Origin of the sequence: Rhodococcus sp. IEGM 1351 (genome assembly GCF_030056875.1) — a bacterium.
GTDB lineage: Bacteria > Actinomycetota > Actinomycetes > Mycobacteriales > Mycobacteriaceae > Rhodococcus_F > Rhodococcus_F opacus.
On the sequence record NZ_JASHKU010000006.1, the window covers coordinates 217,224 to 240,411 of the forward strand.

Annotated in this window: 26 protein-coding genes; 10 read left to right on the forward strand and 16 right to left on the reverse strand. The window is 68.1% G+C overall.

The window, feature by feature from the left end:
- Positions 1-29 precede the first annotated feature (29 nt).
- Together QM806_RS13030 and QM806_RS13035 are read left to right on the forward strand one after the other, a co-directional pair.
- On the forward strand, positions 30-554 hold the full coding sequence (locus QM806_RS13030; RefSeq protein ID WP_005570501.1) for a pyridoxamine 5'-phosphate oxidase family protein: 525 nt from the start codon (positions 30-32) through the stop codon (positions 552-554).
- An 18-nt stretch (positions 555-572) separates the two neighbouring features.
- Positions 573-1,220 (forward strand): CG0192-related protein, encoded by a 648-nt coding sequence (locus QM806_RS13035; RefSeq protein ID WP_005570500.1) that lies wholly within the window; start codon positions 573-575, stop codon positions 1,218-1,220.
- Between the two features lie 184 nt (positions 1,221-1,404).
- Here QM806_RS13035 and QM806_RS13040 read toward each other — a convergent pair whose 3' ends face one another.
- A complete protein-coding gene (locus tag QM806_RS13040) occupies positions 1,405-2,208 on the reverse strand; it encodes an MBL fold metallo-hydrolase (RefSeq protein WP_005570499.1) in 804 nt (267 codons plus the stop codon).
- An 11-nt stretch (positions 2,209-2,219) separates the two neighbouring features.
- The gene (locus QM806_RS13045) at positions 2,220-2,690 is read right to left on the reverse strand and encodes a grhN (protein ID WP_240482954.1); all 471 of its coding nucleotides are present in this window, start codon (positions 2,688-2,690) and stop codon (positions 2,220-2,222) included.
- 102 nt (positions 2,691-2,792) lie between these two features.
- Between QM806_RS13045 and QM806_RS13050 the strand changes: the two genes are divergently transcribed.
- The gene (locus tag QM806_RS13050) at positions 2,793-3,923 is read left to right on the forward strand and encodes a helix-turn-helix transcriptional regulator (RefSeq protein WP_043791904.1); all 1,131 of its coding nucleotides are present in this window, start codon (positions 2,793-2,795) and stop codon (positions 3,921-3,923) included.
- Between the two features lie 30 nt (positions 3,924-3,953).
- Here the strand turns inward: QM806_RS13050 and QM806_RS13055 are convergent, their stop codons facing one another.
- From QM806_RS13055 to QM806_RS13065, 3 genes are all read right to left on the reverse strand, one after another.
- Positions 3,954-4,190, reverse strand: a complete 237-nt coding sequence (locus tag QM806_RS13055; RefSeq protein WP_005254663.1) for a hypothetical protein — start codon at positions 4,188-4,190, stop codon at positions 3,954-3,956.
- Positions 4,191-4,277: 87 nt separating this feature from the next.
- Complete coding sequence (locus QM806_RS13060) at positions 4,278-4,607, reverse strand: branched-chain amino acid transporter permease (RefSeq protein WP_005254662.1); 330 nt, start codon at positions 4,605-4,607, stop codon at positions 4,278-4,280.
- The gene (locus QM806_RS13065; RefSeq protein ID WP_283291648.1) at positions 4,600-5,343 is read right to left on the reverse strand and encodes an AzlC family ABC transporter permease; all 744 of its coding nucleotides are present in this window, start codon (positions 5,341-5,343) and stop codon (positions 4,600-4,602) included. Before QM806_RS13065 ends, QM806_RS13060 begins: the two co-directional genes overlap by 8 nt.
- 77 nt (positions 5,344-5,420) lie before the next feature.
- Here QM806_RS13065 and QM806_RS13070 point away from each other — a divergent pair, with 77 nt between their 5' ends.
- Positions 5,421-5,861 (forward strand): Lrp/AsnC family transcriptional regulator, encoded by a 441-nt coding sequence (locus QM806_RS13070; RefSeq protein ID WP_005254660.1) that lies wholly within the window; start codon positions 5,421-5,423, stop codon positions 5,859-5,861.
- Between the two features lies 1 nt (position 5,862).
- Here QM806_RS13070 and QM806_RS13075 read toward each other — a convergent pair whose 3' ends face one another.
- From QM806_RS13075 to QM806_RS13110, 8 genes are read right to left on the reverse strand one after another with little or no spacing between them, the layout of a single operon-like run.
- Positions 5,863-6,942 (reverse strand): MSMEG_0565 family glycosyltransferase, encoded by a 1,080-nt coding sequence (locus QM806_RS13075; RefSeq protein WP_283291650.1) that lies wholly within the window; start codon positions 6,940-6,942, stop codon positions 5,863-5,865.
- Between the two features lies 1 nt (position 6,943).
- Positions 6,944-7,792, reverse strand: coding sequence for a carbon-nitrogen hydrolase family protein (locus QM806_RS13080; protein WP_054247890.1), 849 nt, complete (start codon positions 7,790-7,792; stop codon positions 6,944-6,946).
- A 5-nt stretch (positions 7,793-7,797) separates the two neighbouring features.
- Positions 7,798-9,054, reverse strand: a complete 1,257-nt coding sequence (locus QM806_RS13085; protein ID WP_120660178.1) for an MSMEG_0569 family flavin-dependent oxidoreductase — start codon at positions 9,052-9,054, stop codon at positions 7,798-7,800.
- Positions 9,054-9,356: an MSMEG_0570 family nitrogen starvation response protein gene (locus tag QM806_RS13090; protein ID WP_005254656.1), complete on the reverse strand. Its 303-nt coding sequence runs from the start codon at positions 9,354-9,356 to the stop codon at positions 9,054-9,056. Before QM806_RS13090 ends, QM806_RS13085 begins: the two co-directional genes overlap by 1 nt.
- On the reverse strand, positions 9,349-10,305 hold the full coding sequence (locus QM806_RS13095) for a carbon-nitrogen hydrolase family protein (protein ID WP_005254655.1): 957 nt from the start codon (positions 10,303-10,305) through the stop codon (positions 9,349-9,351). The genes QM806_RS13090 and QM806_RS13095 overlap by 8 nt, the downstream gene beginning before the upstream one ends.
- Positions 10,302-11,735, reverse strand: a complete 1,434-nt coding sequence (locus QM806_RS13100) for an MSMEG_0567/sll0787 family protein (RefSeq protein ID WP_242322486.1) — start codon at positions 11,733-11,735, stop codon at positions 10,302-10,304. Before QM806_RS13100 ends, QM806_RS13095 begins: the two co-directional genes overlap by 4 nt.
- 1 nt (position 11,736) lies before the next feature.
- The gene (locus QM806_RS13105) at positions 11,737-12,795 is read right to left on the reverse strand and encodes an MSMEG_0568 family radical SAM protein (RefSeq protein WP_283291653.1); all 1,059 of its coding nucleotides are present in this window, start codon (positions 12,793-12,795) and stop codon (positions 11,737-11,739) included.
- Between the two features lie 10 nt (positions 12,796-12,805).
- Positions 12,806-13,330: an MSMEG_0572/Sll0783 family nitrogen starvation response protein gene (locus QM806_RS13110; protein ID WP_005254648.1), complete on the reverse strand. Its 525-nt coding sequence runs from the start codon at positions 13,328-13,330 to the stop codon at positions 12,806-12,808.
- Between the two features lie 418 nt (positions 13,331-13,748).
- Between QM806_RS13110 and QM806_RS13115 the strand changes: the two genes are divergently transcribed.
- The 4 genes from QM806_RS13115 to QM806_RS13130 all read left to right on the forward strand — a co-directional run bounded on the left by QM806_RS13115 (position 13,749) and on the right by QM806_RS13130 (position 18,383).
- Positions 13,749-15,116: a hemolysin family protein gene (locus tag QM806_RS13115; protein ID WP_169694839.1), complete on the forward strand. Its 1,368-nt coding sequence runs from the start codon at positions 13,749-13,751 to the stop codon at positions 15,114-15,116.
- A complete protein-coding gene (locus tag QM806_RS13120) occupies positions 15,109-16,122 on the forward strand; it encodes a hemolysin family protein (protein ID WP_283291655.1) in 1,014 nt (337 codons plus the stop codon). Before QM806_RS13115 ends, QM806_RS13120 begins: the two co-directional genes overlap by 8 nt.
- 55 nt (positions 16,123-16,177) lie before the next feature.
- Entirely contained in the window at positions 16,178-16,708 is a 531-nt protein-coding gene (locus QM806_RS13125) for a hypothetical protein (protein ID WP_283291657.1), read from the forward strand.
- A 214-nt stretch (positions 16,709-16,922) separates the two neighbouring features.
- A complete protein-coding gene (locus tag QM806_RS13130; RefSeq protein WP_283291659.1) occupies positions 16,923-18,383 on the forward strand; it encodes a PepSY-associated TM helix domain-containing protein in 1,461 nt (486 codons plus the stop codon).
- Positions 18,384-18,413: 30 nt separating this feature from the next.
- Here the strand turns inward: QM806_RS13130 and QM806_RS13135 are convergent, their stop codons facing one another.
- Together QM806_RS13135 and QM806_RS13140 are read right to left on the reverse strand one after the other, a co-directional pair.
- Positions 18,414-19,082: an AIM24 family protein gene (locus QM806_RS13135; protein ID WP_005254630.1), complete on the reverse strand. Its 669-nt coding sequence runs from the start codon at positions 19,080-19,082 to the stop codon at positions 18,414-18,416.
- Between the two features lie 21 nt (positions 19,083-19,103).
- On the reverse strand, positions 19,104-19,580 hold the full coding sequence (locus QM806_RS13140) for an Lrp/AsnC family transcriptional regulator (protein WP_007297835.1): 477 nt from the start codon (positions 19,578-19,580) through the stop codon (positions 19,104-19,106).
- Between the two features lie 135 nt (positions 19,581-19,715).
- On the opposite strand from QM806_RS13140, the gene pdhA reads away from it, so the two are divergent.
- Both pdhA and QM806_RS13150 read left to right on the forward strand, forming a co-directional pair.
- Positions 19,716-20,852: a pyruvate dehydrogenase (acetyl-transferring) E1 component subunit alpha gene (pdhA, locus tag QM806_RS13145; protein ID WP_133985627.1), complete on the forward strand. Its 1,137-nt coding sequence runs from the start codon at positions 19,716-19,718 to the stop codon at positions 20,850-20,852.
- 4 nt (positions 20,853-20,856) lie between these two features.
- Positions 20,857-21,861: an alpha-ketoacid dehydrogenase subunit beta gene (locus QM806_RS13150; RefSeq protein WP_283291662.1), complete on the forward strand. Its 1,005-nt coding sequence runs from the start codon at positions 20,857-20,859 to the stop codon at positions 21,859-21,861.
- An 11-nt stretch (positions 21,862-21,872) separates the two neighbouring features.
- Here QM806_RS13150 and QM806_RS13155 read toward each other — a convergent pair whose 3' ends face one another.
- Positions 21,873-23,123 carry an IS110 family RNA-guided transposase gene (locus QM806_RS13155; protein WP_283291663.1) on the reverse strand — a complete coding sequence of 417 codons (1,251 nt, stop codon included), beginning with the start codon at positions 23,121-23,123 and terminating at the stop codon, positions 21,873-21,875.
- Positions 23,124-23,188: the final 65 nt, after the last annotated feature.

A 23,188-nucleotide genomic window follows, 5' to 3' on the forward strand; every position in this document is an offset into this window, starting at 1 on the left:
GATCGACATCGACACAGAAAAGGACCTCCATGCGCGAAACACGAGAAGAGCTCGAAGAGCTCCAGACCCTCCTCGACGCCTCCCTGTCCCGCTCCACCGCACATCTGCGTTCGATCATCAACACCGAGAGCACCCTGACCGCAGAGCAGCTCACCCAGATCGTCACCGGCATGTGCACCCTCGCCCTGTCCACCGTCACGGCCAAGGGCGAACCGCGGATCAGCGGTGTGGACGGGCACTTCCTGCACGGGAAGTGGCACTTCGGCACGGCGCGCGGCGCCGCCAAGGCCCGGCACCTCGCCGCCCGCCCGGCCGTCAGTGCCGCGCACATGCGCGGTGAGGACCTGGGCGTGTTCACGCACGGCACGGTGGAGACCCTCAACCCCCGGGACGGCGAACCGGCCGCGGACTGGCCGGACCTGCTCGCCTACTTCAAGAGCTTCTACGGCGAAGACTTCTTCGACTGGGACAACGACGTGGTCTACTACCGGCTGCATCCGCACTGGATGACCGTCTACGCCGCCGATCTCGACGCGGCATCGGTTGCCGGGTGACGCGGTACCGTCGGCCGTGTGGCTCTCATCCATCACGCTCAACTGTCTCCGTCCAAGGCCGAGATGCTCGGCGAGTGGGTTCCTCGCCAACCGTGGATCGGGTCCGCCGACGCGTCGTCCCTCGAGGTCGTCGGTGCGTACCGGTTCGACGATCCGGCCGGGGAGGTCGGCATCGAAACCCACCTGGTCCGGACGGCGGACGGGCAGGTCGTGCAGGTGCCGGTGACCTATCGCGGTGCCCCGACGGCCGGTGCGGAGGCGTCGTTGATCACCACGATGCAGCATTCCGTGCTGGGTGAGCGCTGGGTCTACGACGCCTGCGCCGACCCGGTGTACGCGAGTGCGCTCGCGACGGCCATCCTGACGGGCGGGACCGAGGCGGAACTCCAGTTCGCCGCACCCGCCGAGCGCCGAGAGGTGACCACGAGGGTGTCGGGTAGCGGCTCACCGGGCTCGACCGTGCCGGTCGTCGGTGCCGTGACCTGTGCGAATGAGGGAACGGCCACCGTCATAACGGCGGCCGCTATCGGCATCCGGGTGTTCCGGGTGATCGATCCGGATCGGGTCGCGGACCTCGGCTCGCACACTCTGGAGGGCACCTGGCCGGGCCGAGGTGCGCCGGCGCTGCTCGCGATCGCGCATCCGACGGCTGACCACGACGTGTGACGCGGGACGGGCGGAATATCTCCGAGGACGGTACAGTTGAACCCGTCGACGGTGTCGGACATACCCCGGGTACCACATTAAAATTGTCGCCGAGAGCGACCACTTGCCGAGAGGCGATATGACGGCACCGTCGCAGAGGCCGCCGGCACCATATGGTGTCGGCGGCTTTTTTCTGCCGTGGACCTCACCCGACGGGCTCGAATCCGGCCAGCATCTGCTCGAGTGCGGCCTGGTCGGGCCCGATGAAGGGGTCTGACTTCGGTGCCTCGGCGAGCATGTCCAGAAACTCGGCGGTGCGGCCGTCCGCCGGGGGGAGGTGGGTGCTGAGGATCCATCGCGGGTCGAGCGCCCGGACCGCGGCGACGGTGCGCAGGAACTTCGTCTCGTCCACCAGGTGCACCCAGGGACTGTCGACGGTGGCCCACAGGTGCTGCGCGGCGCGGACGGCGCCGGGTGCGGAGTACCCGACGTCGTTGGCGGTGGCGAGTTCGGCGGTCTCCATCGGCGCCCCGAAGCAATCCGACGAGAAGCAGGCCTCGCTGCGGTCGTCGTAGAAGCCGACGGTGCTGGGATTGTCGAACAGCGGGGGCCGCAGCGCCGTCAGTGTGCGATCGCCGACGTCGAGGGATTGACCTGGATTGAGGAGGTAGACCCGGTCCATCGGGACGGGCCGTGCGCAGGACATGATGCCGATGCCCGCGAACGTCGTGATCAGGCGGGCGCGCGGCGCCGCGTCGAGAAGGTCGAACAACGCGCCGGTGTGATCGCGGTCCGGATGCGTCAGCCAGATCCACTCGACGTCCGCGGGGTCGAGCACTGATCCCAGGGCGTCCATGAAGCCGCGTCCGGGCAGGCTGAGTCCGGTGTCGACGACGACGGGTTCGGCGGCGTGGAGAACGTACGCGTTCACCGGTAGGTGCCCGATCCCCGGTACTTCCAGTTCGTCGCCGAGTACCGTGATGTCGCGTCGGATTCTGTTGATACGCATGGGAACTCTCCTCAGTCGTCGTAGTCGACGCGGATCAGCGACCGGGCGATCGTGGCCAGTTCGGCTTCGGTCGGCTCGTATCCCCGCGGGACCTTCAGGCCCAGTTCGAACGGGGTGGCCCCGTCGTCGAGCGCGGCACGGAATGCGGCGCCTGCCTCGGCGGGGGTGGCCTCGAGTAGCAGGGCCCAGCCCCGGCGGACACGGCCCCGGTGGGTGACCGTCACGGGTGCGCTGCCGGCGAAGTTGTGCCGCCACGGACGCTCGGTGAAGACGAGCGTCTGACCGTCGACGTCGTGCAGGCATACCGGCACTCGCAGGGTGCGCCCGGTACGACGGCCGGTGAACTCGATCAGTCCTTGGCGCCGGATGCGCCGCCCCAGTGACCGGGTCGTGAGGACCCGCCGGACCAACGGGTTGACCAGCCGCATCAATTGGGGTGGCGGCGGGTTCAGCCGCACATTTGCGGTATCGGTTTTGGACATGTCACCGACGCTAGGAGCGGTGGAGCGGGCGCACCATTCCACAATTCTGGTATTTCCGGCGCCGATCCGCGCTCGTACGCTTGACTCGTGAGCGTGGATTCCGTGCAGTGCGCGGCAGACAAGGTCGCACGACTGTGCGCCGCACCCCGCGGCCTGGTGTCGCTGTGGCGGGACGCGTCGGACGTCGTCGCCGGTGTCGTCCCCTACTACTGGACGCCGTGCTGGTTCACCCTCGACCCCGTGTCCATGCTGATGACCAGTCACTATCACTTCGGCATGGACGAATTTCCCGGAGAATGGCTGGCCGCCGAGTACTACGAGGACGACGTTCAGTCCGTCCCCGACGTAATGCGGTCCGCCGAAGGGATTTCCACGTTGCACGAAGCCGCGCACGGTGATCCGTCGGGAAGTCCGCGCTGGCGCCGGAACCGGACACTCGGTGGCGACCAGGAGTTGATTGCGCGGTTACGCACGCGCTCGGGAGAAACCTGGGGAGCGCTGAGCCTCTATCGCGACGAGGGGATGCCGATGTTCTCGGAAACCGAGAAGTCGTTCGTGCAGGAGATCGCGCCGGTCCTCGCGGGCGGTGCCCGCCGCGCACTGCTGTGCGGGCAGGCCGAGGAACCGGAGTATGCGGATTCGCCGGGTCTGCTCGTCCTCGACGAGAAGTGGAACATCGAATCCGCGACGCCCGGGGTCGACCGGTGGATGGTGGATCTGCCGGGCGGGGACTGGGATCGGGGGGAGTTGCCGGCCGCGGTGATCACTCTCGCCGGTCGCGTGTTGCGGTGTGTGGAAGACCGCGACCGCCTGGGCGACGTGGCCATCTCGCGGGTGCTGTCGCGGTCGGGGGCGTGGCTGGTGCTGCACGGGGCATGCCTGACGTCGACGGGCAGGCGGCGGATCGCGGTGATCGTGGAGCCGGCGCATCCGAGCCGTCTGTATCCGCTGCTGATGTCGGCGTACGGGCTGACCGAGCGCGAGAAGGAGGTCACGTCGATGGTGTTGCACGGGGCGTCGACTTCGCAGATCTCCGCCGAACTGCACGTGTCGGCGCAGACCGTGCAGCAACACCTGAAGAGCATCTTCGACAAGACCGGTGTGCACAGCCGACGCGACCTGGTCGGCAAGGTGTTCTTCCATCACTACGAGCCGCGGTTCCGTGACAACGAAAAGCGGACCGCCGCGGGCAGGCCTGTCCGCGGCGGTCCCTGGCCGACGCAGAGGGGTTGAGTTCCGATCCGGGCCGGTAGGGGCGGAGGCCTACTGTTCCTTCTTCAGGCGGGCGGCCAGCATGGCCTTGCCCAGATCGCCACCCTTCCGGCTCACGGCTTGGGCGCGGCGGAAGAAGTCGGCCAACTCGGCGTCACCGTCCATGTCGGCGTCCGAAATGTAACCCTCGAGACGCAGAGCGTTGCTCAGTGACGCTTCGACGAACCAAATCAGGTTGTAGTCCTTGTCCCGAACACCCGTCACCGAACGTGCATCTTGTTCGCTCATCAGTGCGTCCTTCCCGAGAAACGGCCGACTGTCTTGTGGTTCCTGCCTACCCGTGTGGTTGCATCGTAAACGTGAGGCGCGCCGGGCTCAGGCGAATGCCCAGTTCATCAGGGCGACATACAGCCCGGTTCCGACGACGATCGAGAGCACCGCATTCTTGCGCCACAGGTGCACCGCGGCGGTCGCCCCCACCGCGATCAGTTCGGGGATCCCGTGCGACGGGGCGGTGACGGAGACGTTCTTCAGCGAGTACGCCACCAGGATCAGCATGATCCCGGCCGGCAGGTAGACACCCAGGTAGCCTACGAGCGCGGACGAGCGCAACGGCATGACGATCGCGAAGGGGACGGCGCGCAGGGCGAACGTGACGATCGCCATGATCGCGATGGCCGCGAGGATGTAACCGGCGTCAGGCATCGGTGGCCACCTTTCGGCGGGCGAGGAAATAGCGGACGACGAGCAGGCTCACGAAGGCGCCCATCGCTATCGGCAGCATGTGTCCGGGGTCGACGAGGCGCGCGATCAGCGCGCACATCACGGCCATCGAGGGCACCGCGAAACCCCTCTGGGACCGGATGGCCTCGATGGACAGCACGACGAACAGCGCGGTCAGCGCGAAGTCGAGGCCGACGATGTTCTCCGGGATCCATTGCGCCGCGGTCGCTCCGAGCATCGCTCCACCGATCCAGTACGCGTGGAGATACAACTGCGAGTACACGACGACCCGGCCGGACATCGACTTCCGGTCGCCGGTGACCGTCATGGCGTACGCCTCGTCGGTCAGCGCGAACATGCTGTAGAAGCGGGCGAGCCGGCCCTTCACCCTGTCGAGGGGAAAGCTCAAGGCGTAGAACACGTGCCGGAAGTTCACCAGCAACGCGGTCAGCGCGATGTACGGGAGCGGCGTCATCGCCGCCACCATGCCGACCGCGATGAATTCGAGGGAACCGGCGTAGATCAGCGAGGTGAAAACCATCGCCCACCACGGGTTGAGGCCCTGCTGGACGACGAGCACCCCGAGGGCGATCCCCAGCGGAACCAGCCCGATCCCGACGGGGAGGGACGTCTGCAGGGCGCGACGCCACTCCGGGGGCTGCCGGGGGTCGGAGTCGACGACTGCGGTCGTCGAGAGGGTTGCTGGATCGATCACCACGCAAATCTATAGCAACTATCCCGGTGCGCGATTGCGAGCAAATGCCCATTTTCCGCACTCTGCGCAATAATAGTTCAATGGATGACATCGATCACGCAATTCTGGACCACCTTCGGAATGACTCCAGTCTGACCAACACCGAATTGGCGGATCTGGTGGGTCTGACTCCGTCCCCGTGCCTGCGCAGGGTCAAGAAGCTCGAGGCGGACGGAGTCATCACCGGCTACCGCGCCATCGTCAGCCAGGAAGCGCTCGATCGGGGTTTCCAGGTGATCGTCACCGCCGAGATCGGTGTGAACGACCAGGCGACCATCGAGCAGTTCGAGTCCCGGGTCGCCGCCTTCGACGAGGTGATCGAATGCCGGAGGTTGTTCGGGATCCCCGACTACTTCATCCGGGTGGCGGTCCGCGACCTCGCGACGTACGAGAACTTCATGGCCACCAAGCTCAGCGGGCTCCCGGCGGTGTCGCGGGTCACCTCGTTGATCACGATGAAGACCATCAAGAGCGCCGACTGAGTCAGCGGTGCGCCGCGACCTCTCGGTAGAACTCGAGATGTTTCTGCGCGACGTCGTCCCATCGATGTGAGCGAGCGAAGGCGCGCCCCTCGTCGAGGGAGGCGCCGTCGGCAGGTTCGGTCAGGGCGCGTGCCATCTCCTCGTGGGTGGACGCGTACCGGACCGTCCCGCGAAAGACCTCCCGCAGGACCGGCAGGTCGCGTGCGACGACGGGAACGCCCGCCGCCAGGGCTTCCATCGCGGCCAGCCCGAATCCTTCCTTGGTGGAGAGGAAGGCGAACGAGTGCGCCTGGGCCACCAGCGAGGGGAGTTCGGCGTCGTCGATCGTTCCGAGAATGGTCGGTGTCACACCCAGCTCTGCGGCCCGCCGGTCGAACTCGTCCCGGTACCCCCGGTAGTCGAACAGGGTCTCGCCGCCGGCGAACACCAGCCGCAGGTCCGGTTGCTCCTTCGCGAGCAGTGCGAACGACTCCACCAGGTCGATGCTGCCCTTGCGCGGTTCGATACCGCCGACCGCCAGCACGTAGTCGCCCAATTCATCGGCCCACCTTCGGCGGCGCTCGGTGTCCTCGCGTGCGTCCTCGAATCGGGCGGAGTCCACGCCGTTCGGAATGACGGTGCAATCGAGACCCCACCCGGCGGAGACCTCCGCGGCGACGGCGGCGGACACGCAGATCCGCGCGTACGGATCCACGATCGCGCGCTCGTGGCAGGCGGCCAGCGCGGGCGTCGTGAACTGGTCGAGGTGGTGGATGGTTCGCACGCACCGCCCGACCGCGTTGGCACTGATGCAGTCCTGCGCGTGGACGATGTCGTAGGCCCCCGGTGGGAAGGCGGCGCGCATCGTCTCGATGGATCGGAGGATCCGCTCACCGACGGTCTCGTCGTCGACGTGTGCGAACGGCACCACCCGCACGGTGACAGTCGGGTCGACCGGACGGAAGAAAGCGGCGTCGCCGTGCCTGCCCAGGGTCCAGACCGTCACGTCCGCGCCCTGCCGGGCGAGGGCCTCGGCCAATGCCAGGGTGTGCACGACTCCCCCGCGGGGTTTGGTCGAATAGGTCAGCAGAGCGATCCGCACGTCAGTGTTCTCCTCGGTCCAGCAGTCTCCGGTAGCTGTCGATGCGGCGTTCCTCCAGGTGCCGCAGCACCTTCCTGGCCCGATTCACCTCGTAGTCGACGTCGAGTTCGGCGACGGCGAGGCCGCCTTTCGTCCCCGTTCGCGCGAGCACGTCGCCGCCCGGGCCGACGACCTTGGCCTGACCGAGGAATCGCAGTCCACCCTGGATTCCGGTCTGGTTGGACGACACGAGGACCACCTGGTTCTCGGCGGCCCGCGCCGAGTCGTACAGATCGAACAGGCGTGATTGCCTGTCCTGCATCATGCGCGCCGCCCGGTCCGTGATGCTGGCCGGCCACGCGGACAACGCGGCGATGATCCGCGCGCCGTCGAGCGCGAGGGTGCGAGCGGATTCCGGGAACGTCTTGTCGTAGTCGATCAGCATCCCGATCCGGCCCACCGGTGTGTCGAAGGCGGTGAAGGAGTCACCCGCGGCGTACGCCAGAGATTCCCCGGCCGGCTGATGCACCTTGCGGTGACTGCCCAGCACTCCGTCACCGGTCACGCAGGTGGCGGCGTTGTATCGCACCCCGTCGCACAGTTCCGTGTACCCGATGCAGACCGTCATGCGGCCCGCCATCTTCGCGACGGCCTTCAGTTCCGGGCTGTCCGCGGCGAGCGCGGGCGGAAGCTCCTCTGTGTCCGGCCGCCGGAGATCCGAGATGTAGCCGCCGAGGCAGGCGTCGGGCAGGACGAGCAGGTCCACCCCGTCGTTCGTCGCACTCTCGATCAGCGCCTGCAACTTCAGGAGCGCGCGATCGATGTCGCGGCCGAAGTGCCCCGCCAACGCTGCCAACCGTGTCGTCACCATAGGCGTCAGGCTAGTGTCGCCGTCGCCGGCAACACACCCGCTTCGAGTTCGATGCGGTCCGCCAGATACTCCGCGTCCCGCGCCACTCCCGCGAACCGTCCCGAACCCCACGTGTGCTGCCACGGAAGGCCGAGGAAGTACAGCCCGGGCACCGCGGTGACGCCGCGGTTGTGGGTGGGATGGCCCTCACCGTCGAACACGCCCGCGCGGAGCCACCGGTAGTCGGTCCGGAAACCGATGGACCACACCACCGACGTGATGCCCGACGTCGGCAGCTCCAACTCGGTGACCTCACGTTCGGGACGCCAGACCGGCACGTACCGTTCCTCGCGCGGCGCATCGATGCCCACGCGGTCGATATAGGCGTCGATGGAATCCTTGATGCTCTCACTGACGGCATCGGCAGCATCCAGCGACGTCTCCAGAGTGGGCGCGAACCGCAGGGTGCCGTCCACGACGTCGAGCAGCCGCCCGTACAGGCGCATTCCCGTGAGCGCGAACGCACGGAGGTCGATGTCGCGGCCACCGTCCCGGCCGGTGACGTAGTGGTTGGTGTTCTCCCGCTTGCCCAGACCGCCCGGGTGATCGGCGATCGAGACGTCGTAGGTGCCCATGTCGTGCAGCCAGGCCACGCAGTCCCGGCCGCGGTAGAACCGCGCGACCCGCGGCGCCCCACCGGTGACGAGGTGGACGGTACGACCCGCGAGATGAAGATCCTCCGCGATCTGGGCGCCGGACTGGCCGTTGCCCACCACGAGAACCTCGCCCGCGGGCAGCTCGCCGGCGCTCCGGTACTGCGACGAGTGCAATTGCGTGATGTCGGCGGGCAGCCGTTCGGCGAACCGGGGAACGACCGGTGTGTGGTACCCGCCGACCGCGACGACGACGTGGTCGGCGTGCATCGAGCCTTCCGTCGTGTCCACGTCGAACCCTCCGGAACCCGACTGCCGGACCCCCACCACCGTGACCCCTTCGCGCACAGGGGGATCGAAGGTATCCGCGTACCCACGCACGAACTGGTAGGTCTCCTCGCGGTTCATGAACCCGTCGGGATCGCCGCCCGAGTAGCTGTATCCCGGAAGGGTGCACTGCCAGTTCGGAGTGACGAGAGTGAAGCTGTCCCAGCGGCTGTCGCGCCACTCGTGCGCAATCGACTCTCGCTCGAGCACCACGTGGTCGATTCCACGCTGCACCAGATGCCAGCTGATCGACAGGCCCGCCTGGCCGCCGCCGATCACGACGACTGTGTGTTGTTCGGTCATCACGACTCTCCGGGGAGTGAAGCCGGGTTCATCTCGAGGACCCGGACGAGGGATTGGGGGTCGAGGGTGCGGCCGGCGCGTTCGAGTTCCTGCATCTGCTCGGACGCGGACGTGCAGTACATCCCGAACTTGGCACGGACTCGCTCACTGGCCTCGGTGAGCGCCGTCGTGGTGCGTGTGAGGAAATCGGCGACCGTGTAGTCCTCACCGGCCACCAGGTGGTCGTGCATGACCAGCGACGGCGAGTAGCAGGACTGGGTGCTTCCGTCCGGCCAGCGCACCGTGAACGTCATCTCAGGCATCGACGGGCTCCAGTTCGGCTGTCGTGGTGCGGAGGAACGACGGTCGCGCCGTCGCGTCGAGCCGGGTGCCGCTCACCCGGTTCTCCGCGACGACGTCTCCGTACAGTTCCGGCCGGCGGTCCCGGAGGTTGTACATCCCGCCGCTGCGAATCGCGTCCAGTTCGGCCTGCACATCCAGCGTGGCCGAGGCGAGGCCGGGTTCCACGCCTGTGGTGGCGAGGATCTCGCCGCCCGGGCCGACGATCTTCGCGCTGCACACGAACCGGAGCGACCCGAACGTCCCCGCCTGATTCGACGCCACCCAGACCACCTGATTCTCCGTGGCCCGCGCGCGGTCGTAGATGTCGAATCTCTGCTTCCACCGGTCGTCTTCGGGGTTCTCGACGCGGTTGGTGCGGGCGGTGGGCCACGCCGACAGCGACGTGATGATCTCCGCGCCGTCGAGGGCGAGCGTCCTCGCGGCCTCGGGAAAGGCTTTGTCGTAACAGATCTGCATGCCCATCCGTCCGACCGGGGTGTCGAACGCTTCGTATTTGTCGCCGGCGCGGTAGCAGAGGTTCTCCCCCAGCGGCTGGTGCACCTTGCGGTACGAGCCGAGTATCCCGTCGCCGTGCAGCGTCACCGCGGCGTTGTACCGGTCGGCGCCGTCGGCCTCGCAGAATCCGAGGGTGATCACCAGGTCGCCGGCCATGTCGACGACCCGCCGGATCTCGGGCCCGTCCAATTCCAGTGCGGGCGGGAGGCTGCGGAGCCGACGCTGCCGCTGCTCCTCGGTTTCGTCGCCTCCGCCCAGGCTGGGCAGGTAACCGCCCAGGCAGGCCTCCGGAAGCACGAGTAGCGAACTCCCGGCTGTCCGCGCCTGCTGGATCAGTTCACCGATCGTGCGATACGCTTGTTCCATGTCGCGGCCGAACTCGGCTGCCGCAACGGAGATTCCGATGTCAGTCATGCTCTTCCCAATCCTGTGACCGTGGAGTGCACCACGCGTGTCGTTACGCCGTCGGGCCAGCGAAGGCTGACCCCCGGCTCGTATGTCAATTCCCCGCAGACGGCCGAGGTGGCCGGCCCGGCGGGCGCCGGGGCGCTACCGCGCCGATCGGCGGTGATCATCGCGAACCCGGGAAAGCACGTCATCCAGTCACCCGCCGTCGTACCGGGCGGCCTGGGGACCGATGCGACGTCGAGGACGGCGCCGAGTCCGCTCGCCTCGGCGAGCATCCCGGTGGTGCCGGCGATCCCCGCCATGCTGATGTCCTTCGCCGCGGCGGGGCGGGTGCGGGCGACGAACGAGGCCATGTCCCGCAGTTCGTCCGAGCTGCGATGGGACGTCGAATCCCACTGCTGTCCGGTGTATCCCGGCCGCCACTGCCCGTCCAGGTCTGCTGTCAGCGTGAGCTCGTCGCCGACCCGACCCCCACCCGCGGGCACCGGATCCGCGGTGCGTCCGAGCGCTGTCACCGACAGCGCCGCGGGAACACCGAGCTGGGTGTGGCCGCCCAGTACCGGTACGCCCCACGCTTCCGCAGCCCGGCTGAGCCCACGGATCACCTTCGACAGGATCGAGGTGTTCGGTGCGCCGACCGAGTCGAGCATCCCGACGGGGACGGCACCCATCGCCGACAGGTCGTTGAGGTTGACGAGGGCGGCGCACCATCCGGCCCACTCGGGATCGCGCTCAACCATGGCGGGCAGGATGGCGTCGCACGCCGCAATCAGGTCGCTGCCCGGTACCGGTGCGCCGTCGTCGCCGCGGAACCCGCTGCCGCCGAGCGCATCACCATGCGTACCCAAGGGTGCCAGGGTGTGGGCCAGACAGGACTTCGTGCTCTGGACCAGACGCTCGACGCGATCGATCGGCCACGTCATGTGCACGTGCGGCGCGCCCGCCACCGTGACGTCACCCATCCGCGTCCAGCCCAGGTGGGCGAACATCGTTTCGTTCCGGCTCTGCACGGTGGCGTCGAACCGCAACGCGCCGCGGGATTCGGCGTGGGCGCAGGCGGCGCGCACGAGTGCCTTTCCGATTCCCCTGCTGTTCCGGATGTTTCGACCCACCACGAGGCGGCTTCCCGCCCACCACCCGAGGTCGGTGCCGTCCGTCATCGGGGCGAGGCGAACACCGCCGAGCACCTCGCCCGTGGTGCTGATCGCCACGAGCACCACGGTTCGGGGATCGTCGTCGACATCGTCCCGGTCGCTGGCGGTGAACAGTCCCTGTTCCACGACGAACGTCTCACGCCGCAGTCGTCGGTACGCCTCGATCATCACCCGACCGGTGGCGGGTTGCACGAGGAAACTCCACTGTGACTCCTGAACCGACGGCCCGGTGAGGACGGCGAAATCGGAAGGAGTGCTCTCGGCGGTCGGCAGGTCCCACATGTCAGCCTCCTGCGTTCTGAAGGACACTGCAGGCCCCACACGCGGCGCAGCCCGCCTTCTGGTCGGCGCCGCGCATGCCGCCCGCCTGCAATTCCTTCGCCACCCGCGAGGTGACGTCGGCGAGCAGGGCCGGCGACGGCGCCTGAGCCCCGTCCTCGACTGCCAGCGTGCCGGCGAGCGGCCGGAACGGGACGACGAACGGGTAGACGCCCATGTCGATCAGTTCGGCTGCGCCCGCGACCAATTCGTCGGGATCTTCACCCAGCCCGACCAGCAGGTAGGTCGACACCTGATTCCGTCCGAAAACCCGTACCGCCTCGCGCCACGCCGCCCGGTACTCGTCCAGCGGAACAATCGCCTTGCCGGGCATCCAGCGCCGCCGAACCTCGTCGTCCAGGGACTCCACGTGGATGCCGATGGAATCGGCCCCCGCGTCCCGAAGATCCGTGATGGTCCCGAGATCGCCGGGCGGTTCGCACTGCACCTGTATGGCGAGGTCCGGGGTCACCGCCTTGACGGCCGCGACGCATCGCGCCAGGTGACGGGCACCGCGATCCTTGGCCGCCGACGTGCCCGTGGTCATGATCATCTGGGTGACGCCGTCGAGGCGGACGGCGGCTTCGGCGACCTCGGCGAGTTGTTCGGGCTTCTTCACCGCGATGGTCGAGCCGGACTGCAGTGATGCCTCGATCGAGCAGAATCGGCACCGCTGTGCCGGGTCGTATCGAATGCAGGTCTGGACCACGGTCGTGGCGAGGACGTTCGTCCCGTGCAGCCGGGCGATCTTCTCGTAGGAGATTCCGTCGGCGGTATCGAGGTCGTAGAACCGGGGCCGGCGGACCGGTTCGATCTCCATCCCCATGTCGGTGCCGTTCAACAGCAGGCGGTTTCCACTGACTTCGTACGGGCTGTCGGACCGGATGGGGATGGCGCCGCCGATCCCGCCGATCAGTACATGACCGTCGTCGCTGGGGCCGGCGCCGGAAGTCCGGGTGACCGGGACGTTCAGTGATCGAATTCCACGTACTGCTACGTCAACTCGTGTCGAGAGATCGCTCATGGTTCACACCTCAGACCATGTATGTGGAGTTGATGATGGCGCCCTTGCGGGAGTAGTGGATGATGGCGTCCTGCACATCCAGGGGATGTGCGGGTACGACGCCCTCGATCAGGTCCTCTTCCCGTCCGCCGTGCAGCGCGAGGCCGAAGCGGCACGCGAAGACGGTCCCACCTTCGGAGATGAATGTCGCGAGTGCGTCGTTGATGTTCTGCTCGCCCGGGAAGCCGTTGTCTCCGGTGGTCGGAAACCCCCGCGTCGCAAGGCAGTTGAGGGCGCCGGGGCCGTAGAAATAAATCGCCGACTCGAAACCCTTGCGCAGTGCGCGGGTTGCCTGCAGGACGGCGACGAAGCTGACGGAGGATTCGTGCGCGATGCCGTGCACCAGCGTGAAGTAGGACTCGCCGTCCTCGGCCTTGTAGTCCGGGAAGATCTTCGTCGACCCGTAGATGTTGGTGCCCTTGGGCAGTGCCGGGTGGGGAATCTCGCCGAGTGCCTTCTGGATGTTCTCGGCGATGGTGTTCTCGATGTCGGTCACAGGGACTCCTGGTTGTTCGTGGGGCGGAGGCGCCCGAAGGGCCTGAACGCGCTGATGAGATGCTGTGGGCGACGGGCCGGGCGTAGACTTCGATGTCCATTCGCTCTGCGTGAGGAGAGTGCGCTGCGCACTCCGTCGACCTGAAACAAGTACACGGTTCGGTGATTTCCGAATGGTCACGCGAGGAACAAGCTCAGGTTTCGTAACCCTCACCGCGGCCCGAATCCGGAAATCCGGTCGTAACACCGACCGCTTGATTCTGCGCACCCGCCGATCACAAAAGTAAAGAGTCCTTTACTATGGGGGTGACTCGTACCCCGAATACAGAGAGAGCCATGACCAGCGCTTCGCGCCCCCGAAGACCCAGCCCGCCCCAGAGTGATCACCGCAGTCCCGGACGCACCGCGGGGGTGAACACATGGTGACCGTCCTGAGCATCGGCTTCGGCGTCGTCGTCGTATTACTGATCACCGCCCTGACCGGCTACTTCGTCGCCCAGGAATTCGCGTACATGTCGGTCGACCGCTCGCGGCTCAAAGCCCGGGCCGAGGCGGGAGACGCGGGCGCCGCCCGCGCCCTCGGCGTCACTCGCCGCACCTCGTTCATGCTCTCCGGCGCCCAGCTGGGCATCACCGTCACCGGCCTGCTCGTCGGTTATGTCGCCGAACCCCTGATCGGACGCGGCCTCGGTGAGCTCCTCGGCGGTGTCGGCATCCCCACCGCGGTCGGGATCGGCGTCGGCGCCGTCCTCGCCGTCCTGTTCTCCACCTTCGTCCAGATGCTCTTCGGGGAGCTCTTCCCGAAGAACCTGGCGATCGCCCGGCCCGAACCGGTGGCGCGTTGGCTCGCGCTGTCGACCACGATCTACCTGAAACTCTTCGGCTGGCTGATCTGGCTGTTCGACCAGTCGTCGAACCTGCTGCTGCGCGCGCTGCGGATCGAGCCGGTCCACGACGTCGAACACTCGGCCACCGTGCGGGACCTCGAACACATCGTCGCCGAATCCCGCGACGCCGGTGAGCTGCCGCGGGAACTGTCGACCCTGCTCGACCGGATCCTCGACTTTCCGACCCGCACCGCCGGGCACGCGATGATTCCCCGCGCCCACGTCGATACCGTCCGGGCCCACGATTCCCTGAGCAGTGTTCTCGAGAAGATGGGCGCGGGCCACACCCGCTACCCCGTGGTCGGGAGTTCCTCCGACGATCTGCGCGGCGTCATCCACCTTCACGACCTGCTCGGCGAGCACGCCGACGGTCCGGCCGCGTCCCGGGCCCGTTCGGCCGTCGTCGTGCCGACGTCGCTGCCGCTGCCCGACGTGCTCGAACAGCTGACGGCCGCCCGGGACGAAATGGCGCTCGTCGTCGACGAGTACGGCGGGTTCGCCGGCGTCATCACGATCGAGGACCTCGCGGAGGAACTCGTCGGTGAGATCGCCGACGAACACGATCCCGACGGCGACGTCTCCGTGACGGGGTCCGAATCCGAAGGCTGGACGGTGCCCGGCGATCTGCACATCGACGAGGTGGAGCGCATCCTCGGACACGACCTGCCGCCCGGCGACTTCGAGACGCTCGCGGGTGCCGTCATCGCCGAGTTCGGCGGGCTCCCCGTCGTCGGTGACGCCGTCGCGATCCGATTGAAACCGGATCCGGCCGATCTGATCAACGACGCCGACCCACCCGTGCGCACCCTCGACGCCGAGGTGCGGGCAGTCGACAATCACGTCCCGTCCTCGCTGTTCGTGAGGCTCCGCATCCTGGAGAGCGACTCGACCGATGAGTAATCCATGGGTCATCGTGCTCGTCACCGTCGGGTTGATCGCGGCCAGCGCGTTCTTCGTGGCGATCGAATTCGCGTTGATCGCTGCCCGTCGGCACCGGCTCGAGGACGCCGCCTCCACCAGCATTGCTGCCCGCGCGGCTCTGCGCAGCGCGTCCGAGCTGTCCGTGCTGCTGGCCGGATCCCAGCTGGGCATCACCGTCTGCACCCTCGCGCTCGGCGCGGTCACGAAGCCGGCCGTGCATCACTGGCTCACCCCAGCCTTCGAGGGGTGGGGTGCCCCGCTGTGGCTGGCGGATGTGCTCGGATTTGTCCTCGCCCTGATCATCGTCACGTTCCTGCATCTCGTCGTCGGTGAGATGGCACCCAAGTCGTGGGCGATCGCGCACCCGGAGAAATCGGCGACACTGCTGGCGATCCCGATGCGCGGATTCATGTGGGCCACCCGCCCGCTGCTGCTGGTTCTGAACCGGATGGCGAACCGGTGTCTGCGAAGGTTCGGCGTGGAACCGGTCGACCAGGTGGGCGCCGGGCAGGATCCCGACGCGCTGCGTCACCTCGTCGAGCACTCGGCGACCGTCGGCACGCTCGACGAGCGGTACCACGGCCAATTGACCAGCGCCCTGGAACTCCAATCGCTCGCCGTGCGAGACGTGGTGCGGCCGAACACCGCCCCGAGCAGTGTCGCCCCGGACGCCACCGCGGCGGCGATCAGGGCGGCCGCGGATCGGAGCGGCCACCTCCGACTGCTCGTACGCGACGAGGACGGGATCAAGGGGGTGGTGCACGCCCGGGACAGCCTGCAGGCCGGCGCCACAGTCACGGCCGCCGACCTCATGCGCCCGGTGCTGGCCCTCGACGCGGACGCTGCCGTGTACGAGGCACTGCGCACCATGCGCGAGACCCGCAGCCACCTTGCGATCGTCACCGACAACGGCGAGCTGACCGGTGTCGTCACCTTGACGGACGTCCTCGGGCGACTGCGCCCGGCGGCCGGGGCTTCCGCCTGACCCGTTTCGCACACCGCGGCCGGGGTGGGCATCGCGGAAGCGGTACCCTCGCGGGGTGAATTCACGGTTGGATGTGGTCGCGCGGGTGCGCGGCTCCGTCGTGGGTTCACTGTCCGGCGCGGTCAGCATCGCCGCGCACGGCATCGCCGGAGGCGGAATGCCCCCTAGCGATGGTTCGGTAGTGCTGCTTCTCGCGGCGTGCGCCGCAGTCGGGGCGTCGGTCGCCGCCGTCCGGGTGCCCCGCCGTGAATGGTTGTTCGTGCTGTCGGTGCTCGCTGCGGGCCAGTTGATCAGCCACACCACACTGGCCTTGGCCGCCGATCATGCCCATGGTCTGGGGCTTTCCACCCCGATGATCGCCGCGCACCTCGCCGCGATCGCAGTGGCCGCGGTGCTGGTCCGGTCGGCCGAACGCGCCTGCCTGCGGGCATTGGCGGCGTTGTCGCGGATCGTTCTCGCAGTCCTGGCCCCGCTGCAGGTCGATACCGGCACCTGGACGGCGACCCCGGTCTACCGCGCGAAGCTGTCGTTGTGGCTGCTGGTCGCCGCGGGCGCCGGCACCCGCGGACCACCCGCTCTCGTCTAGTCGAATCCTTCTCACCGCCTTCCCGGCACACACGAGACGTGTGGTCGCCGGTCCGGCGTGTTCTCACACGGCACCAGCAGACCCCCGGCGGGCTCCGGTGCCGATCCCTTCCTGAGTCGGTGCATCCCTGACCTCGAGTTGCCCAGCGCACCCCGCAGTGCGCGGTCTCGACGGCGCCGGGTGCCCGTCTCAGCCGATTCGAAACGAGATCGTCATGTCCATCCCCGAACTCGAACGCGACACACCGGTCGCGTCCTCCCCGGCGTCGAAGGTCTCCTCGCCGCCGCGCAGTTTCCGGCCAATGATCCTGCGCCTGCACTTCTATGCGGGGATCCTGGTGGCCCCGTTCCTGGTGATCGCCGCCGTCAGCGGCGGCCTCTACGCCCTCGCGCCGTCGGTGGAGCAGCTGGTCTACCGCGACTACCTGCACGTCGATTCGACCGGCCCGGACCTGCCGATGTCCGAACAGGTGCGGGCCGCGCAGCAGGTTCGCCCGGACCTCACTGTCGCCGCCGTGCGCCCGGCGACCGAACCGGGTGACACGACGCAGGTGATGTTCACCGATCCCGGGCTCGGAGAGTCCGAGCGCCGCGCGGTCTTCGTCGATCCCGTCACCGCGGAGTCGGTGGGTGAGCTCGTCGTCTACGGCAGTAGTGGGGCGTTGCCGATGCGGACCTGGATTTCGCAGTTGCACCGGCACCTGCACCTCGGCGAGCCCGGCCGCATCTACAGCGAGCTCGCCGCGTCGTGGCTGTGGGTCATCGCGCTCGGTGGCGTGTACCTGTGGGTGCAGCGCTACCGCACCACCCGCGCCCGCAACGCGGACGCCGCCAGGCTGTGGACGCTCGACCGGTCGAGCCGCGGACGCAACCGCACCCTCAGCTGGCACGGGGTGGTCGGCATCTGGATCGCGGTCGGTCTGGTGTTCCTCTCGGTCACGGGTCTGACGTGGTCGCGGTACGCGGGCGAGAACGTCGGCGAACTCCGTACCGCCCTGAGCTGGACCACTCCCGAGATCGACAAGAAACTGGACTCGGCGCCCGCCGCCGGCGCCGCCGCATCGGGCGGTCACGACGGGCACGGCGCCGGGCACACCCCCGCGTCGGATACGGGAATCCTCGACCGCAACGTGGGCGCACTCGACACCGTCCTCGACGTGGCCCGGCGGGGCGGTGTCACCGGCGCTGTCGAGGCGACCGTTCCCGCCGACGCGGGCACCGCGTTCACCGTCACGCAGACCCGCGGACCGTGGCAGTTCTCGACCGATTCGATCGCGGTCGACGGGGCCACGGGCGCGGTGACGGACGTGTCGCGATTCGGTGACTGGCCGCTCGCCGCGAAGCTGACGTCCTGGGGCATCGCCCTGCACATGGGGTTGCTGTTCGGCCTGCTCAACCAGCTGGTCCTGGCCGCCCTCGCGGTGGCCTTGCTGGCCGTGATCGTCCGCGGCTACCTCCTGTGGTGGCGGCGCCGGCCCACCCGCGGCACCACCCGGGCGGTCGGCAGGCCGCCGGTGCGGGGCACCTGGCGTCGAATCCACCCGGCGGCGGCGGTGGCGGGGGCCGCCTGTGTCGTCCTCGTCGGCTGGTTCGTCCCGCTGCTCGGCGTCAGCCTCCTCGCGTTCCTGCTCGTCGACGTCGCGGTCGGCGCCCTCGCCCGCACCCGGGCAGGGTGATCGACCGGGGCACCCGTGCGGCCGCGGTGGTTACGGCTTGGGAACCGGGTGCCCCTCCGAGGCCTGGACGACGACGATGCCGTTTCCGGTGAGGCACAGCTGATATGCCTCACCGGAACCGCGGCCGATCGCGGCGCCCATCTTCGCGGTCTTGCGGATCGTCGAGTGCAGGCCTGTCGACCACAGCACCGCGCTCTGCATGTCGACGTAGGTGGGGGTGTCCACGTTCAGGACGACGGGAGTGCCGTAGATGGTGACGGCGAGGACACCGCGGCCGGTGAACGTGGTGTTGAACAGTCCGCCGCTGAGCATCGACGCCCCCTCGACGCGGTTGATGTCCCAGTTCAGGGAGCTGTCGAACGCGAGGACGTTGGAACCGCTGACGGTCACCGACTCGTCCTCGAGTTCGAGCAGGAAGATTTCGTCGGCGTCGCGGGCGAGGAACACGTCGCCGCTGCCGGACACCTTCATCAGCGACATGCCCTCGCCGGTGAATGCCTTCTTGAAGAACTTCCCGACACCTCCGCTGCCCTGGTAGGCGAAGTCGACGTCCCCCTGGTAGGCGACCATCGATCCCTGCCGGGCAAAGAAGTGACCGCTGGTTCCGGCCAAGTCCACCTTGAGCATTCGGGGATTCTGTAGCACGAAGGTGCCCGGGTCACCACTGCGTTCCGCGTTTTTCATCAGGTCGCTGCGCATGACGGAATCCTATCCGTCCCGTCAACGAACCCATTCCGGTCCGGGCCCGTTGGCTTCCTCGAAGATCAGCCACGTCTTGGTCGACTGCACCCCCTCGAGGCTCTGCAACCGTTCGAGGACGACATGACGCAGTGCGCTGTTGTCCGGTGCGCGCACCAGGACGAGAACGTCGAAATCGCCGCCCAGCAGCGAGAAGTGCTCGACGAAGGGCAGTGTTCGGAGCTGGGTGGAGATCCCCCGCCACGAATCCTGCCGAATCGAGAGGGCGATGAACGCAGACGAGCCGAGTCCCGCCTTGGAGTGCGAAATCCGGGTGGTGAAGCCTTCGATGATCCCCGCCTCCTGCAACCGCTCGATGCGGACGTAGGCGTGCGCGCGGGAGATGTGCGCCTTCTCCGCCAGCGCCCGCATCGAGATGCGGCTGTCGGCGACGAGTTCCTTGATGATGCGCCGGTCGATGGCGTCGAGTTCATACGTGTCCGCTGTGCCGCCGGCCATCTGTCCATCCCTGCTGTGGTCGCTCACACTCCGGTGAGACATTCTGCTCCCGATGAGCCGATTCTAGACCGTTTGTCTCTGATTCCGCCTTGTCGTTGTCGATAGGTCGTTCAGTTGCGAGCATTGACGAACACAATGCATCTGGAGGTAGACGTGACGCTCGTAGAGCCGCCCCTGGCGACGCCGTATCGGAAGTTCCTTCCCGCCGAGTGCGCGGTGCAGTATCTGGACGCGGCCGGCGAGCTGACCGAGAGCGAGGCCCGGTATCCGAGGCCGAGCGACGACCGTCTGGTCGAGATGTACCGGAACATGGTGCTGGGCAGGCGTTTCGATCAGCAGGCGACGGCGCTGACCAAGCAGGGCCGGCTGGCTGTGTACCCGTCGTCGCGTGGTCAGGAGGCCTGCCAGATCGCGGCGGCGATGAGCTTGCAACCCGGCGACTGGATGTTCCCCACCTACCGCGACTCGGTGGCGCTCGCCGCCCGCGGCATCGATCCGGTCGAGATCCTCAGCATGCTCGCCGGCGACTGGCACTGCGGCTACGACCCCGCCGCCCACCGCAGCGCCCCGCAGTGCACCCCGCTGGCCACCCAGTTGTTGCACGCGACCGGTGTGGCCTACGGCGAACACCGCAAGGGAAACGACACGATCGCCCTGGCGTTCTGCGGTGACGGCGCGACCAGTGAGGGCGACTTCCACGAGGCCCTCAACTTCGCCGCCGTGTTCAAGGCCCCGGTGGTGTTTCTGGTACAGAACAATGGATTCGCGATCAGCGTGCCGCTCGCCCGGCAGAGCGCGGCGCCCACATTGGCGCACAAGGGAGTCGGCTACGGAATCGGCTCCGAGCAGGTGGACGGCAACGACCCGGTCGCCATGCTCGCCGTGATGGACGAGGCCGCGAACTTCGTCCGGGCCGGCAACGGTCCGGTCATCGTCGAAGCTCACACCTACCGGATCGACGCGCACACCAACGCCGACGACGCCACCCGCTACCGCGACTCGTCCGAGGTGGAACAGTGGCTCGGCCGCGACCCGCTGGCCCGGCTGGAGAAGTACCTGCGCGGGAAGGGACTGTTCGACGACGCATCGTCGGAGGCCCTCACCGCGGACGCCGAGGCCGCCGCATCCGCGCTGCGTGCCGGCATGAACGTCGACCGGCCCACCGACCCGATGGACCTGTTCCGGTACGTCTTCGCCGAGCAGACCCCGCAACTTCGAGAGCAGCAAGCGCAGGCGGAAGCCGAACTGGCCGCCGAATCCGAGGAGAACTGACACCATGCCCGTGCTCACCATGGCCCAGGCCCTGAACACCGCACTGCGCGACGCCCTCACCGCCGACGAGAACGTCGTCGTCTTCGGCGAGGACGTCGGCGCCCTCGGCGGCGTCTTCCGCGTCACCGACGGCCTGACCCGCGACTTCGGCGACAACCGGTGCTTCGACACTCCGCTCGCCGAATCCGGCATCATCGGCTTCGCGATCGGCATGGCGATGTCCGGGTTCAAACCGGTCGTCGAAATGCAGTTCGACGCGTTCGCCTACCCGGCGTTCGAGCAGATCGTCTCCCACGTCGCGAAGATCCGGAACCGCACCAAGGGCGCGCTGTCCGTGCCGATCGTCATCCGAATCCCGTTCGCCGGCGGCATCGGCGGGGTCGAGCACCACTGCGACTCCAGCGAGGGCTACTACGCCCACACCCCCGGACTGAAGGTCGTGGCCCCGTCCACCGTCGAGGACGCCTACACCCTGCTGCGCGAGGCGATCGACGACCCCGACCCGGTGATCTTCCTCGAACCGAAACGCCTGTACTTCTCCCGCGCCGACGTCGACCTCGCGGTGGGCGCACCGATCGGGCAGGCCGCCGTCCGGCGTTCCGGCCGGGACGCGACCATCGTCGCGTACGGACCGTCGGTGACCGTCGCGCTCGAATCCGCCGAAGCGGCCGAGGCCGAGGGTCACGACATCGAGGTGATCGACCTGCGGTCGATCGTGCCCTTCGACGACGAGACCGTCATGGCATCGGTCAGGAAGACCGGCCGCTGCATCGTCATTCAAGAGGCGCAGGGATTCGCCGGTGTCGGCGCCGAGATCGCCGCCCGCGTCCAGGAACGCTGTTTCCATCACCTACACGCGCCGGTGCTGCGGGTCAGCGGATTCGACATCCCCTACCCGGCACCGAAACTCGAACGCCTCCACCTGCCGAGCGTCGACCGTGTCCTCGACAGCGTCGACCGGTTGCAGTGGAACGGCTCCGCCGACACCCGCTGGGCGGTGACCGCATGAGTTGCCCTGTGTCAAGCCGCCGGTTGTTGGTGGGCGATCAGTCGTTGGAGGGCGCCGTGTTTGTCCGGTTCGTAGGCGAGGTTGTCCTGCCAGCAGTGCCAGATGACGAACAGCCAGGCGCGGGCGAGGATGCGGACGGCATGGGGGTGGTCGTGTCCGCGGGCGACGGCTCGGCGGTAGAGGTCGGCGGCCCAGGGGTTCGAGTGGCGGGAGTCGCCCGCGAAGTCGGTGACGGCATCGCGGAGTTGTTTGTCTGCGGCCCAACGGAATCCGACGCTTCTGGCCTTGCCGGACTGGCGTGTGGAGGGGGCGACGCCGGCGAGGCAGGCCAGCGACTCGGGGGTTGGGAATCGTGCCCGGCAGTCGCCGATCTCGGCGAGCAGCCGGGCGGCACGGACGGTGCCGGAGCGGGGCAGGCTGGTGAAGATATGGGCGTCGGCGTGCCCGGCGAGTTGCTCGCCGATCTGTTCGGTGAGCAACTTGATCTGTTCGACGAGGGTGCGCAGGGCGGCGAGCAAGGCGCGGGTGATGTGGGCGTGCGCGGATCCGTCGTCACCGACGGCGCCGCGGGGTGCGGCGGTCAGGCGGGCGTGCAGGACCGCGGGGTCGGTGCGGCCGCTGTAGCTGACGCCGGAGAGCCACGTGGCCAGGCGCTTGGGGGTGAGCCAGTCGGCCCGGTCCTGACAGTCGAAGCGGGTCAGGAACATCAGGCTGATCGGGGAGTCGAGATCGGCGAACAGGCCGACCGCGCCGGGGAAGACGTTGCGCAGGTGCGCCCGCAGCTGGTTGGCGAGGGCGACGCGGTGGGCGACGAGGTCCTTGCGGGCCCGGCAGACGCGGCGCAGCGCGACGGTGGCCGGGTGGTCGGGGGTCAACGGCGCCAGTCGGGCGCGGTCGGTGCGCAGGGTGTCGGCGAGGACGAAGGCGTCGAAGCGGTCGTCCTTGTTGCCGGCCGATCCGTAGCGGCCGCGCAGGTTCTTGACCTGGTTGGGGCTGATCACCACCACGGTGATCCCGGCGCCGAGCAGGGTGTCGATCACCGGTCCGTCCGGGCGTTCGATCGCGACCTCGCAGACGCCGGTGCGGGCGAGGACTGTGAGCAGTTCGCGCAGCCCGGCGGCGCTGTGTTCGACGGTGCAGCGGTGGACCTCACGGCCGCGGGCATCGACGACGGACACGTCGTGATCGTCGCGGGCCCAGTCGATGCCGCAGGTCAGGGCGTTGGGTGGTTCATCGGGAAGGGTGTTTCTGGCAGACTTCATGTCAGCCTCCTCGCTGCTAGACCCAGTGGGGAGGCACCCTCGTGCGGTGCCGGGACGCGGCAGCC